The organism is Cytophagales bacterium (genome assembly GCA_033344775.1).
GTDB lineage: Bacteria > Bacteroidota > Bacteroidia > Cytophagales > Cyclobacteriaceae > JAWPMT01.
Genome location: JAWPMT010000007.1, coordinates 311111 through 327921 on the forward strand (window position 1 = coordinate 311111; position 16811 = coordinate 327921).

General features: G+C 44.0%; 16 protein-coding genes. 9 read left to right on the top strand and 7 right to left on the bottom strand.

The window, feature by feature from the left end; genetic code table 11:
- Position 1: 1 nt before the first annotated feature.
- From R8G66_33375 to R8G66_33395, 5 genes are all read right to left on the bottom strand, one after another.
- Positions 2–442 carry a YHS domain-containing (seleno)protein gene (locus R8G66_33375; GenBank protein MDW3197317.1) on the bottom strand — a complete coding sequence of 147 codons (441 nt, stop codon included), beginning with the start codon at positions 440–442 and terminating at the stop codon, positions 2–4.
- A 120-nt stretch (positions 443–562) separates the two neighbouring features.
- Complete coding sequence (locus tag R8G66_33380; protein ID MDW3197318.1) at positions 563–1027, bottom strand: regulatory protein RecX; 465 nt, start codon at positions 1025–1027, stop codon at positions 563–565.
- 3 nt (positions 1028–1030) lie between these two features.
- Positions 1031–1507: a YcxB family protein gene (locus R8G66_33385; protein MDW3197319.1), complete on the bottom strand. Its 477-nt coding sequence runs from the start codon at positions 1505–1507 to the stop codon at positions 1031–1033.
- A gap of 6 nt (positions 1508–1513) precedes the next feature.
- Positions 1514–2371, bottom strand: coding sequence for a carboxylating nicotinate-nucleotide diphosphorylase (gene nadC / locus R8G66_33390; protein ID MDW3197320.1), 858 nt, complete (start codon positions 2369–2371; stop codon positions 1514–1516).
- A gap of 26 nt (positions 2372–2397) precedes the next feature.
- Positions 2398–2787, bottom strand: coding sequence for a DUF4783 domain-containing protein (locus tag R8G66_33395; protein MDW3197321.1), 390 nt, complete (start codon positions 2785–2787; stop codon positions 2398–2400).
- Between the two features lie 121 nt (positions 2788–2908).
- On the opposite strand from R8G66_33395, the gene gpmI reads away from it, so the two are divergent.
- The 3 genes from gpmI to R8G66_33410 all read left to right on the top strand — a co-directional run bounded on the left by gpmI (position 2909) and on the right by R8G66_33410 (position 6799).
- On the top strand, positions 2909–4435 hold the full coding sequence (gene gpmI, locus R8G66_33400) for a 2,3-bisphosphoglycerate-independent phosphoglycerate mutase (protein ID MDW3197322.1): 1527 nt from the start codon (positions 2909–2911) through the stop codon (positions 4433–4435).
- Positions 4428–4982 (top strand): hypothetical protein, encoded by a 555-nt coding sequence (locus tag R8G66_33405; protein MDW3197323.1) that lies wholly within the window; start codon positions 4428–4430, stop codon positions 4980–4982. Before gpmI ends, R8G66_33405 begins: the two co-directional genes overlap by 8 nt.
- A 176-nt stretch (positions 4983–5158) precedes the next feature.
- Positions 5159–6799, top strand: a complete 1641-nt coding sequence (locus R8G66_33410) for a hypothetical protein (GenBank protein MDW3197324.1) — start codon at positions 5159–5161, stop codon at positions 6797–6799.
- Between the two features lie 120 nt (positions 6800–6919).
- On the opposite strand, the gene R8G66_33415 is transcribed toward R8G66_33410, so the two are convergent.
- Entirely contained in the window at positions 6920–7129 is a 210-nt protein-coding gene (locus R8G66_33415; GenBank protein MDW3197325.1) for a hypothetical protein, read from the bottom strand.
- 193 nt (positions 7130–7322) lie between these two features.
- Between R8G66_33415 and R8G66_33420 the strand changes: the two genes are divergently transcribed.
- Both R8G66_33420 and R8G66_33425 read left to right on the top strand, forming a co-directional pair.
- Complete coding sequence (locus R8G66_33420) at positions 7323–8330, top strand: TerC family protein (GenBank protein ID MDW3197326.1); 1008 nt, start codon at positions 7323–7325, stop codon at positions 8328–8330.
- A gap of 76 nt (positions 8331–8406) precedes the next feature.
- Positions 8407–9276 (top strand): arginine deiminase family protein, encoded by an 870-nt coding sequence (locus R8G66_33425; protein MDW3197327.1) that lies wholly within the window; start codon positions 8407–8409, stop codon positions 9274–9276.
- Positions 9277–9503: 227 nt separating this feature from the next.
- Here the strand turns inward: R8G66_33425 and ppk1 are convergent, their stop codons facing one another.
- Positions 9504–11642 carry a polyphosphate kinase 1 gene (ppk1, locus tag R8G66_33430; protein MDW3197328.1) on the bottom strand — a complete coding sequence of 713 codons (2139 nt, stop codon included), beginning with the start codon at positions 11640–11642 and terminating at the stop codon, positions 9504–9506.
- 75 nt (positions 11643–11717) lie between these two features.
- Here ppk1 and R8G66_33435 point away from each other — a divergent pair, with 75 nt between their 5' ends.
- From R8G66_33435 to purE, 4 genes are all read left to right on the top strand, one after another.
- On the top strand, positions 11718–12551 hold the full coding sequence (locus R8G66_33435) for a universal stress protein (GenBank protein ID MDW3197329.1): 834 nt from the start codon (positions 11718–11720) through the stop codon (positions 12549–12551).
- Positions 12552–12598: 47 nt separating this feature from the next.
- Positions 12599–15001, top strand: a complete 2403-nt coding sequence (locus R8G66_33440; GenBank protein MDW3197330.1) for a bifunctional UDP-N-acetylmuramoyl-tripeptide:D-alanyl-D-alanine ligase/alanine racemase — start codon at positions 12599–12601, stop codon at positions 14999–15001.
- 86 nt (positions 15002–15087) lie between these two features.
- Positions 15088–16224 carry a 5-(carboxyamino)imidazole ribonucleotide synthase gene (locus tag R8G66_33445; protein MDW3197331.1) on the top strand — a complete coding sequence of 379 codons (1137 nt, stop codon included), beginning with the start codon at positions 15088–15090 and terminating at the stop codon, positions 16222–16224.
- Entirely contained in the window at positions 16225–16746 is a 522-nt protein-coding gene (gene purE, locus R8G66_33450; GenBank protein MDW3197332.1) for a 5-(carboxyamino)imidazole ribonucleotide mutase, read from the top strand.
- Positions 16747–16811: the final 65 nt, after the last annotated feature.

Here is a 16811-nt window from a genome sequence, read left to right on the forward strand (position 1 = left end):
ATTATTTATTTGAAGAGAGGGTTTCACTCCAATACTTATCCGCCTTTGTTTTTAGGCCGGATTCATCTTCGTTCCAGCTCTTTAGGGTGTTATTACCCCAAAAATTGTAGAACAGGTAAAGTTTGTCATCGATGACCTTGAATGTTTCCGGGTCAATTTTCACTTTGTCCCCACTGACGCCCATGGCGTAAGCGCACCAGCCACCATAGGCAGGAACGTATTTTTTAGGAGAATCGAGAAATTTTTGCTTGTTACTCTCCGAACTAAACCGATAGGTGATGCCCTGATGGGAAGCCCTGATGGACTTGCTCCCTTTTTCCGCTTCGCCTGAGAAGTAAGCCACGACATCATAGCCGCCAACCGCAAGGCCATCCTTGGTATTGGTATGTTCCGTTTCGGGTTGCTGAAGTACAATAGCTAAAACAAGTAGTAAAAATTGCATGGTATCACTGAGTTATGGGCCTAAATAAAAACGCTGGTTTCAATGAATGTTGGAGCGATTTACTCAATATTTCGACTCAGGGTTTGGATTATAGACGGTTAATGCGCGAAACTGTTGCCTTTAAGACAGAACTGAGAGGTGCGGAGCAATCAATTCATATTCAAAACCCTTCTGAAGCAGAAATCGGATCACCTTCTGCTTTTTCTGACTGAGCTCCAGGTCTTCAGAAAGTGTTTTTAACTTTTGCTCGACGAGTGATTTGATCATTTCTCGATATTCTTCTTTGGGGAGTTGATCCAGTGCCCGATCGATTTCATCTTCATCAAGCTGTTTCTGTCTCAGCTGTTGCCGGATTTTCACTTTGCCCCACTTGTTGAACCGAAATTTATCCGAAGCAAAGGCCTTTGCATACCGACTTTCGTCAATAAAATTCTCGTTGATCAGCTCTTTGATCAACGTCTCGGTATCCGTTTCACTAGCTCCAAGGTTTTTGAGTTTGGTCCGCACTTCCAGCACAGACCTCTCCCGATAAGCACAAAATCTTGCCGCTTTTGGCTTCAGCACCTTGAGCGAAGCGGAACCCACAATTTATTGTTTGAGGTAGCCCTTTCGTTTAAGCACGCTTTCCAAAAACTTGATCTCATTTTCGCTGTTGAAAATGCGGAAAGGCAAGTGAATTACCTGGGCTTTGCTAACGAACAAGACGAAGGCATCTTTACCCTTTTGGGCGCGTTTGATCTGATCCCATTTCATGGGCATGCCTTGTTTGCTGTTAAGCTTGATCAGGATTTGCTGACTGTTGATCTCGTAGGACAACTTTTGGAACAGGATCTTTCCTTGTTCCAATTGCGTTACTCCGGCGAATTGGATCAGCCAAAATAAGATGTATAAAACCAAAGCGATGGATGCGCCGATGATCCACCACCAGTTGGGGATCCATAAATAACCTGCGCATATGCCGAGATAGATCAACCCTACCCACCATTGCTCTTTCAGTACGGCCACAAGCGCCGTTTTGATATAAGTTGACGTTTCTAATTGGTACTTTCTTGTGCGAATGTTCATTTTTCTCTAAAAGGCTTTGAGACTCATGTCCAGACTTTTGTAAGAATGTGTTAAAGCGCCGACCGAAATAAAATCAACGCCGGTTTCAGCGATCTCTCTGATGTTTTTTTCCGTGATTCCTCCCGAGGCTTCCGACTCATAGCGTCCACCGATCATCGCGACTGCCTGACGCATATCTGATGGCAACATGTTGTCAAGCATAATGCGTTTAACACCCCCTACTTTCAAAACTGCCGCAAGTTCATCTAAATTTCTGACTTCTATCTCAATATCCAGTGATAAATTATTGTCAGATAGGTACTTCTGAGTATTGGATATAGCAGCTTCGACACTACCGGCATAATCCACGTGATTGTCCTTGAGCATGACCATGTCAAAAAGCCCAAATCGATGATTTACGCCACCACCAATGGCTACGGCCCATTTTTCTGCGAGTCTGAAGTTGGGAGTGGTTTTTCGAGTATCCAACAGTTTGGCATTGGTACCTCGGATCAATGAATTGATCTTGTGGGTATAGGTGGCAATTCCACTCATGCGCTGAAGGCAGTTCAGCACCAGTCGCTCGAGGCGAAGAATGTCATGGGCTTTACCAGCTACTTCAAAAGCCACTTCCCCATTTTCAACTTTGTCCCCGTCTTTTTTTGACATCTTTAGCTCCAGATCAGGCGCCGTATTGTGGAAGATCAGTTGTACCAATTTGATGCCTGCGATGATGCCATCATCCTTGATTAATAGGATCGCCTTTCTTTCCGCATCCTTAGGGATAGCGCCAAGCGAAGAATGATCTCCATTGCCAATATCCTCACTTAAAGCGGTTTGAATAAATTGAGCAACACGTTTTTTGGTCAGGTACGGTTGGTTCATGCTTGTTGTAAAATTCTACTTATGCCTTACTCTTTGGTAAGTGTGATCTGGTCAACGCGATAATCAGACCCCTGCTGCTTGATGAGCAATACCACTCGGAAAGACCCTTGCTTCATGGAGTATTTACCAATACAATACCTCAAACCTTCTTGTGAAGATCCTTGATGGATGTAAGAAAAGTTAGTCGGTGGGTTGTCCTGGAAAAACTGCCTTAACTGACCTTCGGCTTGCGTTTTCGCATAAGAATTACTCGAGTTATTGAGCTTGATAGTCAGCGGGTTGGCACAGAATTTAATCAGTTCACGAGCCGAGCCATTTTTCAATGACACCCCTATGTCTTCTAGGACTTTATCCTGTGACATAGCCATGGTATTCACCAAAAAGAGGCTAAGAAAAAGCGGTATTAGTTTGATCATGATATCTGCTTATACCAAAATTGTGCCTGAAAGTTACGGAATGTTAAACTACAAAAAACCGTAAGCGCTCAGAAAGCTGTAAAAGCTGAGATTATATTTGCGCCCTGCAAATGATTTGGATATGAATAAGAAAGTGATCTTGATGATCCTGGATGGCTGGGGTTTAGGAACGAATGATGAAGTTTCAGCGATCGTAGCTGCGACAACTCCTTTCATGGATCGGGTATCTTCCTCTTACGCTACCAGTACCTTGGAAGCGTCCGGATTGGCGGTAGGTCTGCCAGAAGGCCAGATGGGTAACTCTGAAGTGGGGCACATGAATCTTGGCGCCGGCAGGGTGGTATATCAGGATCTTGTGAAGGTCAACCGGGCAGTGGAGGATGGTTCTATTGCTAATAACGATACCTTGAAAGCCGCTTTTGAAAAAGCCGTGGCCAACAATAAGCCTTTTCATTTGATGGGTTTATTGTCCGATGGAGGAGTACATTCTCACATCAATCACCTGAAAGGCCTGGTGAAAGCCGCTTCAGAAGCAGGAGTAAAAGACATTTTCGTGCATGCATTCACGGATGGACGGGATACTGACCCCAAAGGAGGTTTGAAATACCTGGCCGATCTGCAAGCCACTTTAGACCAATATGGAGGAAAGGTTGCTTCGGTTACCGGAAGATACTACGCTATGGATCGGGACAACCGATGGCCGAGGGTAAGGTTGGCTTATGATTCCATGGTAAAAGGAATCGGAACAACAACGCAGGATATTGCTGCCGAAATTCAGCATTCCTATGATCAGGATGTGACCGATGAGTTCATCAAGCCTATTATTCAAGTTGATGCTGATCAAAAGCCAGTTGGCGTCATTGCTGAAGGAGATGTGGTGATGTGCTTTAATTTCCGAACAGACCGTGGACGACAGATCACACAAGCATTGACGCAACGAGATTTCCCGGAAGAGGGCATGAAGAAGATGGCATTGCACTACCTGACCATGACCAACTACGATGACACTTTTGAAGGAGTGAACGTGGTGTACGGAAAAGATAACCTGGTGCAAACCTTGGGTGAGACCCTTGCTGAGCAAGGGAAAAAACAGATCCGAATTGCAGAAACTGAAAAATATCCGCACGTGACTTTCTTCTTTTCAGGAGGCCGTGAAGCGGAATTTGAAGGCGAGAAAAGATTGTTGTGTCCTTCTCCTAAAGTGGCCACGTATGATCTGCAACCAGAGATGAGTGCAGGTGATATCCGGGACAGCATCATTCCTGAATTGGAAAAAGGAGACGTAGATTTTGTTTGTCTCAATTTTGCCAACCCCGATATGGTGGGCCACACAGGCGTTTTTGAAGCGGCTGTGAAAGCTTGCGAGACGGTTGATTCTTGCGCCAATCAGGTAGTAGATGTGGCATTGGCCAATGGGTACAGCACCATCATCATTGCTGACCATGGCAACTCAGACATCATGATCAACCAAGATGGTTCGCCAAACACAGCGCACACAACTAATTTGGTACCTTTTGTGTTAGTAGATGATGAATACAAAGGCAACCTCCAACCAGGAAAACTAGGAGACATTGCCCCAACAATTTTGAAACTCATGGGATTGAATATTCCTGAGGAAATGAGTGGAAATGTATTAGTGGATGCGTAAACTCTTTCTTATTTGCTTCATCATTTTGAGTTGCCTGGCTTGTGAAACGCCGGTAGATCAACAGGCAACTTCCGGGTACTTTGATTTGGATGAATTGCTCACCGGACAAGTCCAGAGATTAGGACATGACATCCTCAAATCGGATAAAATGATACAAATCAATGAGGAATCTGATCGTATCTATAAAGAGTTGAATTCGAAAATGTTGGAGGAAGAGCTGGACGTTTTTAAGCCTTTCGATCCAGGGTTGTCTCGATACAGAAATGCTTTTGACGTGACTGAAATTGATGGAATTACTACCTACGACAAAAAGGAAGGAGTAAAACAGGCTTTACAATGGGTCAAAGTAGAGCGTCAAGCATCCATGCTCACTGTGTCCGCGGAAATTCTGGAAGAAACCAGTATCTACACCACACAAAAGAAGATGAGTCTCGTGTTGGATTCCGATCAGATCCAGTCTTTTTCTTTGCTAGGCTATCAAAAGATGCTGTTTAAAGACACGGCTTTCTTTGAAATGAAAGTGTCTTTATTAAACCCTTCAAACTAAAATAGACCTGTTCTTTTTTATCATCCGGCTGCTTATGATTTAAGGGCCATGGCTGATACAATGATTCCTTTGAGATGCTATAGGCATTTGTTAAGTTTATGGAAGTTAGCTCCTGATTTAAGCGTTTTGTTCAGAGCTGATTAAACCAATAGATAAATTCATAAACAATTTTAACGATGCGAGAAATTCCAGTTCTTTCAAAAGAGCAAAAGTTAGATCTGAGTATATCCAAATTATTCGAAGACTTTCCTGAAGAGACACATGAATATTTAAATGCAGTAAGAGAGGGTATCTCTCAATCGGGTGATAATGATGGTACCGTAAGAGGGCTCATATTTAGTCATCTGAAGAGTGGGAAAAAGCCAATAGGTGAAGATAAAATCCTAATCGATAATATTCCCAATATTAAACCTCAGGTCTCGATGCCAGATGACTCTCATTTTTCCGAATGTGAAAAAAAATGGGAAACCTTTTTGGTTGAGGCGATTTTGGCGGTATTCTCAGTTGCCGGGATGAAGTCTAAATTAAAAGGTGATGGCACAGCTCGTTTGGCCGCTCAATTTGGAAAAGAAAACCTGCTTGGTCTGGAAACGGCCTGGTACCGAATGGCAGATAAGGAAGCAAGTTGGTGGTCAAAAGCTAAGGCCTTATTTGGTTTTACCGGAGGGTGTCTCAATTTGATTTCATTCAAGGCTATTATTCATGCCATAGGTAAGGATTTGTCAACATGGGACAAAATCGAAGACATAGCGACCGTGATATTTCAGATGATGGCGTGGTTAGGATCTGATTGGGTGGCAGCTGCCGGTGAATTGCTACTTACAACGGAGCAATTGTTAAGTGCTGATTCCAGTTTCTCGAAAGCCCATAATTATTGCTCTTTGGAAGAATTCTTCCATGATATGATGACCACTGAAACGAAGGAGGGCCTATATATAGACCCGCATCAACCTCATACACCTTCAGTAGTCGAATTTAATGGCAATGTGTGTCTGTTTTACAACGATCCAAAGACCGCCAAGATCGTATACAAGTTCTCCACCATGGCAGCAATAGCCGCTCTGGTTCATCAGCGTGAAGTAATTGACGCCAACGGAGGCAAAAGTTCGGGGAATAATAACCTCCATTCCTGGTCTCAGCCAGTTGGTATACCCGAAGGAAGTAAAGTTACGGGTTCTCCAACGGCTGCAGTACTTCTGGACACGATCTACGTTTTCTATCAAAAGCAAGGAGATCCCATGCAATACATTTACTATGTATCGACCAAAGATCTCGATAACTGGACGTCAGAGCAGAAAATAGAGCTTAAAATAGAAGATAACCATTATACTGCTCAAAGTATCACGTCACCTGGCGTTTGTACTTTAAATGATGAGCTGCATGTTTACTTTCCTGGCATTAATGAAAATTTGATTTGGGACAGTGTTTTTGATGGCACAACCTGGAATAAACCATACCTTCTAAATGGAAATGTAAGCACTTCAACAACACCCTGGGGTTCTTTAATTAATGGTAGTTTAACTGTCTCGTATCGAGGAGCCGGGGCTAATGAATACATCTATAACACCACAAACGATGATGGTTGGCAGGATCCTGAAAGATTAGATACCAGCATTACCACCTCTGCTTCGCCGGCCCGGTCTGACACAGAAAATCACGCGTATTATTATCGTGGAACGGGTACAGCAAAAGAAATATGGATTGCAAATGGTGGCGGAACCGGTCATCATTGCGTCGGATCACCAGTGATTCTGGGTATCTATTGTTTCTATTGTGTATCTCCGGGTATTTTCAATGTATTTCAAATCGAACGGTAATTAGTTGCAATAAGCCGTAGCCTAGCCGGTACGGCTTGTTTCTTTCTTCTTTGGCAGTAAAATAGTTCGAACAGAGCTGTTTGAAAGAATAATTTTAATTGGTGCGAATTTGCTGTTGGATTAGACGAGCTCCTCTTCCAATTTGCTATCGACCACATGAGGCCCGGTAGGTAGCACAACTCCAGGTGGAAGGTCAAGATCCGGTTCCCAATTGTTGTCTTGTGGGATGCCTCCATCACCATCGTCATTCTGGCTTCTGGGCTTGCGCATAGAGGACTTCCATCGCATGACCATAATGAGTATGGCGTACACGAGAATAGTAAGAAGCATGTTTATCCAGAACTGTGCCATTTCGAAGTGAATTCTAAATTAAATAATTATGAGCAGAAACTTTATATCTTTGTAGTGATCGGTATGAAAAAAGATCGTCAGCAATCAACCAGTCAGCTGATTTTTTCTTAATCATCGATTTTTTCAACGGCTACAGACGTCATATTATTGATTTTAATTTAGCGCCATTGGTATGCTGTTAGCAATACTTTCCGGGCACAATGAGGGTATCCTCTTCGGTGTGTTTGGAGTCATTATCATTCTGTTCCTGGTCGTTGACCTGGGAGTATTCAATAAGAAACATCATAAAGTCTCTCAGAAGGAAGCACTCAACCAGACCATATTTTGGGTGGCTGTTTCGGTTATGTACGGGTTGCTCATCTACTTTTTTGGTGACGGCAAAGCCAGTACACTGGAATTCTTCTCTGCCTATGTGACGGAAAAAGCGTTATCGGTAGACAATATATTTGTCATACTTTTGATCCTTCGGTACTTCAAAGTCAAAGAAGAGTATTATCATAATATCCTGTTCTGGGGTATTCTAGGGGCCATTGTCTTTCGCGCGATCTTCATTTTTGTAGGCGCATTGCTGATTTCCCAGTTTCATTGGATTCTCTACATTTTCGGTGCTTTTCTGGTTTATTCAGGGGTCAAAATCTTCAATGAAGATGAGGACATGGAGGTCGAGCCTGAGAAAAATGCCTTGATGAAGTTGGTCAAGAAGTTTTTCCCGATGACTACTGATGATCATGGTGGGAAGTTTGTGGTGATCGAAAATGGCAAAAGATTGTTTACCCCTTTGTTTCTGGTAATTGTACTCATCGAGTCTACTGACCTCATTTTTGCTGTTGATTCTATTCCTGCCGCCTTTGCCATCACTCGAAATGAATTTGTGATCTACACATCCAATATTTTCGCTGTGATGGGATTACGAGCCATGTTCTTCTTATTGGCCAATGTGCTCGATAAATTTTACCTGTTACAAAAAGGCCTTTCAGTCGTACTGATCTTCATCGGAGCCAAGATGCTGTTGGAAATGAACATCATCCAGCAAGGACTGGGAGCACTATTTAGTGTGGATCACGTACATATTCCGATATTCTTGTCTTTCGGGATCATTATTGCTGCATTGACATTATCCATCGTATTGTCTCTGATCTTCCCGAAAAAGCCGGAATTGGTAGAACATTCGGACGGCTAGAACTCATTACTTTTGCATCGTTTTTTAAGTAGGTCGATGTGATTTTCACCCCTCATTCGGCTGCTAATGCATTGATATGGAATTTTATCTAAAAGACGAAACAGCTCCTTTGGAGTCAGTGGTGTTAGGAATTGGGGTGAACAGAGGAGCTGCTCGGGCCATCAATCCTACCATCCGAAAACACCTGCAAAACAATTCGGCACCCACAGAAGAAGCCATTATTCGGGAGATCAAAACTTTCGAAGAGGTTCTGGTACAAAACGGTGTTCAGGTGCTGCGCCCGGAAGATTTGTCAGGAACGGAGCAGATCTTTACGCGTGACATAGGCTTTGTCATCGAAGACTACTATTTCGTAGCAAACATGAAACATGCAGTTCGGCAGGAAGAGATCCAGGGAGTTGATTACATCTTACAGCAGGCAGACTCCAGTAAAATAGTACACCTGCCGGAGGGAGCGCTTGCGGAAGGTGGGGATGTATTGCTTCATGGAGATTATCTCTTTGTGGGAATCAGTGACCGGACCAATCATGCTGGGGCAGCCTTTTTACAAGAATTTTTTCCAGGCAAGACAGTGGTTCCGCTGGATCTGGTGGTAGATCAGAATGATTCCGATCGGAATATTTTGCACCTTGATTGTACCTTTCAGCCTATCGGAAAAGATCAGGCCATATTCTATCGGGAGGGCTTTTTGAAACGTCCAGACATATTATTGGACATGTTCCCGGAAGAGCGGCGCATTGACGTAGACCAAAGAGAAAAAAACCTGATGTTTCCCAATGTATTTTCTATTTCGCCTGCTAAGGTGGTGATCGAAAGGAATTTCCATCGGCTGAAAGAGGAGCTACAGAAGCGTGATTTTGAGGTCTTCGAAGTGGATTATGCGGAAACCTCCAAGCTGAGCGGTTTGCTGCGGTGTTCGACGATGCCGTTGAGAAGGTCGAAGTAACCAACCTTGACATGGTTTCAAATGCTCCTCAGAGTCATTCTCTGAAGACTCTGAGGTAAAAAGTAGCGTTTTCACCATAGTCGTGAATGCGTAGAATATCGCTTCCGCCAACGTTTGAGTCCTCTCCAACGATATTTCATAATCACCTTCAAGTTTATGTCTTCACAAACTTGGGCGAAACCCTAACAGGGTTTCTTAATGCCGTAAATAACCCTATTAGGGTTCGTTCAGCTATTCCACCTCCTCACCAACTCCCTAGTTTGAGATTGTGCATTCACCTTTTCTGAGGAAGCAGTTCGATGAACATTATTAAGCTCCATGTCCAGCTTCACCACATTCGTATTATCGGCGATCTGCAATTCCAGGATATCCAGGATTTGTTGCTTCAATGCCTCGTCTTTCAGTGGGAAACAGACCTCAATTCTACTGTGTAGATTTCGATTCATCCAGTCCGCTGAACCCATGTACAGCTCTGAATCGCCATCGTTATGGAAATAAAACGCCCTTGCATGCTCCAGATAGCGATCTACCAGGCGGAATACATTGATGCCATGCGTGCCGGGTACCAGACAACAGATACTCCTGGCCACGACGGTGACGTCTACTCCAGCTTCAGCAGCATCATAAAGTTTCTCGATCATCTGCTTTTCCTGCAGGTTGTTCAACTTGATGATCAGGCGTGCCTCTTTACCCGCTTGCGCATGACCAATTTCACGATCAATGAGTGCAGTGAACTGATCGATGGCGTTGAATTGCGAAACGATCAAGTCATTAAAACCTGCAGGCTCTTTTCTTTTGTGCAGGTATTTGAAGACTTGATGTAATTCATGGGTCATTCTCGGATCGCAGGAAAACAGCCCATAGTCACAATAGATTTTGGCTGTTTTCTCGTTCAGATTACCCGTGCCGAAGAATCCATAAATTTTATCTTTTTTCTTCACCAGGGCCACCTTTGCATGCACTTTCAAACCCGGCATGCTATAAATGATCTTGATGCCGGCAGCTTTCATGCGCTCCGACCATTTCAGGTTGTTGGCTTCATCAAACCGGGCTTTCAATTCCATGAACACGATCACCTTTTTGCCATTATTGGCAGCACTGATCAGCGCCTCTCCAATGATCGAATTGGAGGCCATACGATAAAAAGTTACATAAATGTCAGTCACTTCAGAATCGGAGGCTGCTTCATTGAAGAATTGCAGGACATAGCTATAATCCTGATAAGGAAAATGCAATAATTGATCCTGAGCCTCCATGGCTTTCATGACTGACTGTGCCTGATCAATACTTTTGCTGGGTACTTCCGGTAGACTTTCATACTCCAGATCAGCACTGGTAGGGTTATAGATCTGGAAAAGATCATTGAGGTTATGGTACCTGCCTCCTGTCACCAAATCATTATCCCCCAGGCCAAACACCTCGGCCAGTTTTTCAATTAACTCTTCCGATGCCGAGCCATCATAGAGAAACCTACTTGGAGCTCCCAGGTCTCTTTTCTTGATCTGCTTTTCAATTTTCTCCACCAGATCACCAGAATACTCATCGTCGATGTACAGTTCTGCATCTTTGTTGAGTTTGATCGCAATACATTCTACGATCTCAAAAGTGGGCAGTACCTGACCAATATGTGCCCGAATGATATCATCCAGGTAAACAAAATGATGGATATCTCCTTCTTTGATGTGGTAAAACCTGGGGAGTTCGTCCGAAGGGATATTGACGTACGCAAAATACGTTTGATCGTCTCTTTTTAGTTTCAGAGCCAGATAAAGCAGTTGGTTATTGAGAAAAGGTGATCCTTCACTGACATCAAAGACGTAAGGGCGTAAGTAAGCCAGCACTTTGGTCCTGAAGTATTTTCCCAATTCATTTTGATTGTCCGTTGACAAGTTTTCAATCGGTGATTGAACAATGATCTGCTGTTCTTTCAACGCCTTTAAAATTTCCTGAAGTGCCTGCCCATACTCCTCTAACTGATTACCGATCACTTCCCTGATTTGCGTCAAAAGAACAGAAGAAACTTCTGTAGATTTACGGATTTTCTTCTTATCAATTTGTTCGATGGATCGAATATTCGATACCCGGACCCGGAAGAACTCATCAAGATTAGAAGAGTAAATAGCAATGAATCTCAGCCGCTCGATCAATGGGACGGATGAATTCTTTGCTTCCATCAAGACGCGATAGTTGAAAGAGATCCAACTAAGGTCCCGGTCAAAAAAAGGAGGATTTTCCATGTCAAAGTTTGGGGGAAAAGTTCTGAGAATCGAATTTAATGGGATCGAACTGAAATCTTCACCGATGGCTAACAGAAAGTCCCAATTCTTCACAGAAGCATAATACCTGAAAACAATGACTTTATTCATTATGTCTCAGATCAAAAGTCATTGGGTATTGTAAAGAGTAAATTTTACCTTAGAAGTCGCTAAGAATACTGACCCATGCAAATAAGCAACATACTCGTCCCAATTGATTTTTCTAAATGTGCCAAGAATGCGCTTCGTGCTGCCATCGTGATCGCCAAGAAAAGCAACGCTAAGATCATTATGGTTAATGCCGTACACGTTCATTCCCCGCATCCGGAAATTACAGGAGGATTGATTGAAGAAATTGTATCTGATTACGAAGATCAGGTGAAGCAATCCTTTCAGGAACTGGAATCTGAGATCATTGAATTGAAGGATGTCCCCCATGAAGCAGATCGTTTCATCGCATACCTTACTGATGCCATATATACCGAGACGCAGAACAAGGCCATTGACCTGATCGTCATGGGTACACGGGCTGAGCATTCAGAAATGGAGCACCTGTTGGGCACAAGAGCTTCTGATGTAATCCAGGCCATTCCGGTACCTATTTTGGTAATTCCTGAGTCCTATGAAGGATTCGATCTTAAAAAGGTTGGACTCGCCATTGAGTATGATAGCAGTATCCTGTTCCAGGATTTCAATGTCCTGAAAATGTTATGTATGGCTTTTGATGCTGAATTGTTGGCATTCAATGTATCCGAAGACCCTTCAAAAATTTCTATTGAAGATCAAAAATTGATTGGCAAACTCAAAGATTATCTGGTGCCTACGAATAGTTCAGTCAGAACCGTGGAGGCCTCCTCGATAACTGAAGGGATCAAAGGTTTTGTCAGTAGTCACGAATTGAACATGCTGGCCATGATCCCGAAGAAGTATAATTTCTTCGAAAGACTGTTCAAGAAGTCAGTAACCAAAGCCATGGCCGTCGATCTGGATGTGCCTTTATTAGTGATTAGAGAGTCTTAGCAACAACTTATTTTGAAAGCTGTCATTTCTTCGGCTAATTTCGACCTATGGAGTTCGAAGCGCTTTCTAGAGTAGTATCAGGCAAGGTTTTACAGCCAGGCACTGGTACTTTTCAATTTGTAGCCACGGATTCCAGAACCATTCAACATCCAGAAAGTACGCTGTTTTTCGCGCATTCGGGGCCAAACCATGATGGTCATGAATACCTTCAGGAATTGTATGATTCAGGAGTCAGGTCCTTTATCGTTGAGCGACCTGTTGAGTTGAATTTCCCGGAAGTGGGAATTATTTTGGTAGATGAATCCCTGAAGGCATTGCAACAGTTGGCAGCCTATCACCGACAGCAATATCAATACCAGGTCATAGGGGTCACCGGGAGCAATGGGAAGACCATCGTGAAAGAATGGTTGGCCATGTTGCTTGAAACCCACTATCAGGTGGTCAAAAGCCCCAAAAGCTACAATTCACAATTAGGAGTTCCCCTTTCCATCATGGAGATGGCTGAACGGCATGACCTTGCTATACTGGAAGCAGGAATATCAATGGCTGGAGAGATGGAAACTTTGGCAGCACTCATTCAGCCGGATATTGGGATCTTCACCAACATAGGACCTGCGCATGATAGCGGTTTCACTGATCGGCAAAGCAAGATCCAGGAAAAGTCATTGCTATTCAGCTCTTGTAAATGGATCATTTGCAGATATGAACATACGGCTGTTCGAGAAAAGTTGAAATCGCAATATGCGGACCGTGCCATTTCATGGTCCCTGGGTAAACAGGGAGCCGAACTTCATTTTAAGCTGACGGGGAACCTATTGAGCTGCAATTGGAAGGGGCGAGTAAATACGATTCGAATTCCATTTACAGATGGACCACAGCTGGAAAATTTACTGCATGTTTTAGCAGCATGTTTATTACTAGAGGTCAGCCTTTCAGAAGTAGAGATGGCCATTTCGAGGTTGAGGAATATCGAAATGCGTCTGGCCCTTAAAAAGGGAGCGAATGATTGTTATCTGTTGGATGATTCGTACAACAACGATTTGTCGGGACTTAATGTCGCCTTAAATATCCTTGATCAACAACGCCAGAAAGCAAACAAGACACTGATCTTATCAGACATTCAACAATCGGGCCTTTCGGATGAGGCGCTGTACCATCAGGTAAATGATTTGCTGGAAAAGCATGGAGTCAATCGATTGATTGGAGTAGGACCAAGGATCAGTGAATCGCAATCGTTTTTCAAGATCCATAAGACTTTTTTTGCATCAACGAAGGAGTTAATCAACGAGCTTCCGGCCTTTCAAAATGAGATCGTGCTGGTCAAAGGTGCCAGGAATTTCGGTTTAGAAAGAGTGGTGTCCATTTTGGAAGAAAAGCATCATGGCACTTCTTTGACCATTCACTTCGAAAAGGTCTTGCACAATCTCAATGCTTATAGAAACCTGCTTTCAGAGACTAAACTTATGGTGATGGTCAAGGCACATGCTTATGGAGGAGGAAGCTACGAGCTGGCTAATTTCCTGCAATATCATCAGGTGGATTATTTAGGCGTGGCTTATGTTAACGAAGGGGTCGATCTTCGAAAAAACGGACTGGAGATCCCTATCATGGTCATGAACCCAGAATGGGAGTCGCTCCCCATGTTTGGAACCTACCAGTTAGAGCCTGAGATCTATTCGCTGGAGATGCTTCGCTATTTTGTGTCACTTGGTATTACAGTACCCATACACCTCAAAATTGAGACCGGTATGAACCGCTTGGGTTTTGAGCAAGCGGAGTTGGCGTCCTTGATAGCATTATTACTTGAGAATAAAGTAAAGGTTCAAAGCATCTTCACTCATTTGGCAGCAGCCGAAGATCCTTCGGAAGATGACTTTTCCAGAGAGCAACTACAAATATTCAATGCAGCTTACGAACAAATAGTGGAAGGGTTGGGCTATGAACCCATCAAACATGCCCTCAACTCTGCGGGTATTGCACGGTGGCCGGAATTTCATTTTGACATGGTCAGGCTGGGTATTGGTCTGTATGGTATCGATCCAAGCGAAACATTGGAGGTGCTTCCGGTCAGCACTTTCAAAACACAGATCAGTCAGATTAAACACCTCATGCAAGGTGCTACGATTGGTTATGGTCGAATGGGGATTGCTGAAAGTGATATGACCATTGCCACACTTCCTGTGGGCTATGCAGATGGTTATCGAAGGAGTTTTGGGAGAGGTGGTGTAACAGTGTTGGTCAAAGACCGTGAGGCACCGACCATCGGGAATATTTGCATGGATATGACCATGATTGATGTGACAGGGATTCCTGCTCAGCAGGGAGATGATGTGATCTTATTTGGAGAACGACCTCACATTACCGCATTGGCCAAATGCGCGGATACCATTCCTTACGAAATCCTTACTTCTATCAGCCCCAGGGTCAAGCGAGAATATTCCTGGGATTAGGTCAACGACCGATCAATGGAACTTGCTCATATTTGCAGAAATTTTGAGAGTCTGCCGGAAGGTATCCGGTAAAACGTGAACGACCCATGAATGATATTGCGGCTCGTAGAATTGGAGTACTCGGTGGCGGTCAGCTAGGCCGGATGATGATCCAGTCGGCGATCGATTTCAATTTGAACATCAGTGTCCTCGATCCTGACCCCAATGCCCCCTGTAAAAATCTGGTTCAGGATTTTCAGGTGGGACAACTCACTGATTATGATACAGTCTATGCCTTTGGGCAAGCTTGTGACCTGATCACCATTGAGATCGAAAAAGTGAACACTGATGCCTTGAAAGCTTTACAAAGTGAGGGGAAGCAGATTTTTCCACAGCCGGAAGTCATCGAATTGATCCAGGACAAACGCAAGCAGAAAGTCTTCTACAAAGCGAATCGCATCCCGACTTCAGATTTTGTATTGACGGAAAATGCTGAGGAAGTGACTACCCATGAGGATTTTCTTCCTGCGGTTAATAAGCTCGGCAAAGGAGGGTACGATGGGCGTGGGGTTCAGATCATTCGGACTGCTGCTGATTTTGACAAGGCTTTTGATGCACCGGGATTACTGGAGCGATTAGTGCCTTTTGAGAAAGAACTGAGTGTCGTTGTAGCAAAAAATGAACAGGGTGAAGTACGAACATTTCCTGTGGTGGAGTGCTCTTACCACCCTACGGAAAACCTCGTCGAATTCTTGTTTTCTCCGGCGGAGATCACACCTGAGATTGAAGAAAAAGCACGCAAGCTTGCCGAGGATGTCATTGATAAACTGGGAATGATCGGTTTATTGGCGGTGGAAATGTTCCTGACCAAAGAAGGAGAGGTACTGGTGAATGAAGTGGCGCCACGAACACACAACAGTGGGCATCAAACCATCGAAGGGAATGTGACTTCTCAATTTGAGCAACACATTCGAGCGATAATGGACCTCCCACTGGGTAGCACGGAACTTACCCGGCCTTCGGCCATGGTGAATCTGCTTGGTGAAGAAGGGTATACCGGACATGCCTTGTATCAGGGATTAGATGAGGTCATGCGGATGAGCGATGTGCACGTGCATTTGTATGGGAAAAAGGAAACCAAGCCTTTCCGCAAAATGGGACATGTCACCTTGGGGGATCAATCAGTTGCTGCGCTGAAGCAGAAGGCACAAGAAGTAAAAGGAACATTAAAAGTCATCGCATAAATGGGCAATCCGAGAGTAAGCATCATCATGGGCAGCCAGTCTGATTTGAACGTCATGTCAGCTGCTGCAGAAATTTTGGAAGAACTGGAAGTCGAGATCGAAGTAACGGTCGTATCGGCGCACCGTACCCCTGATCGAATGTATGAATTTGCTAAAAATGCCCGATCTCGCGGCATTGAAGTGATCATCGCCGGAGCGGGAGGAGCTGCTCACTTGCCGGGTATGGTCGCTTCTCTGACCACCTTGCCCGTGATCGGAGTTCCGGTCAAGTCTTCCAATTCCATCGATGGCTGGGATTCGGTATTATCCATTCTTCAAATGCCAGGTGGTATTCCAGTGGCAACTGTGGCGCTCAATGGAGCAAAGAATGCGGGCATACTAGCTGCGTCTATTTTAGGTTCACATGACAAGGCTGTTGCTGAACGATTGGAAGCCTATAAGAGTGGATTGCAAGACAAGGTACTGGATTCTGCTGCTCAACTGGAAGCGCATGGCTGGCGGGGTAAAAAAATTGGGTTTTAGACCCTATCAACTATCTTAATTCTATTCAGGAAAAGTTTTTGAAGTCTCTCAATTAACCCCAGGCT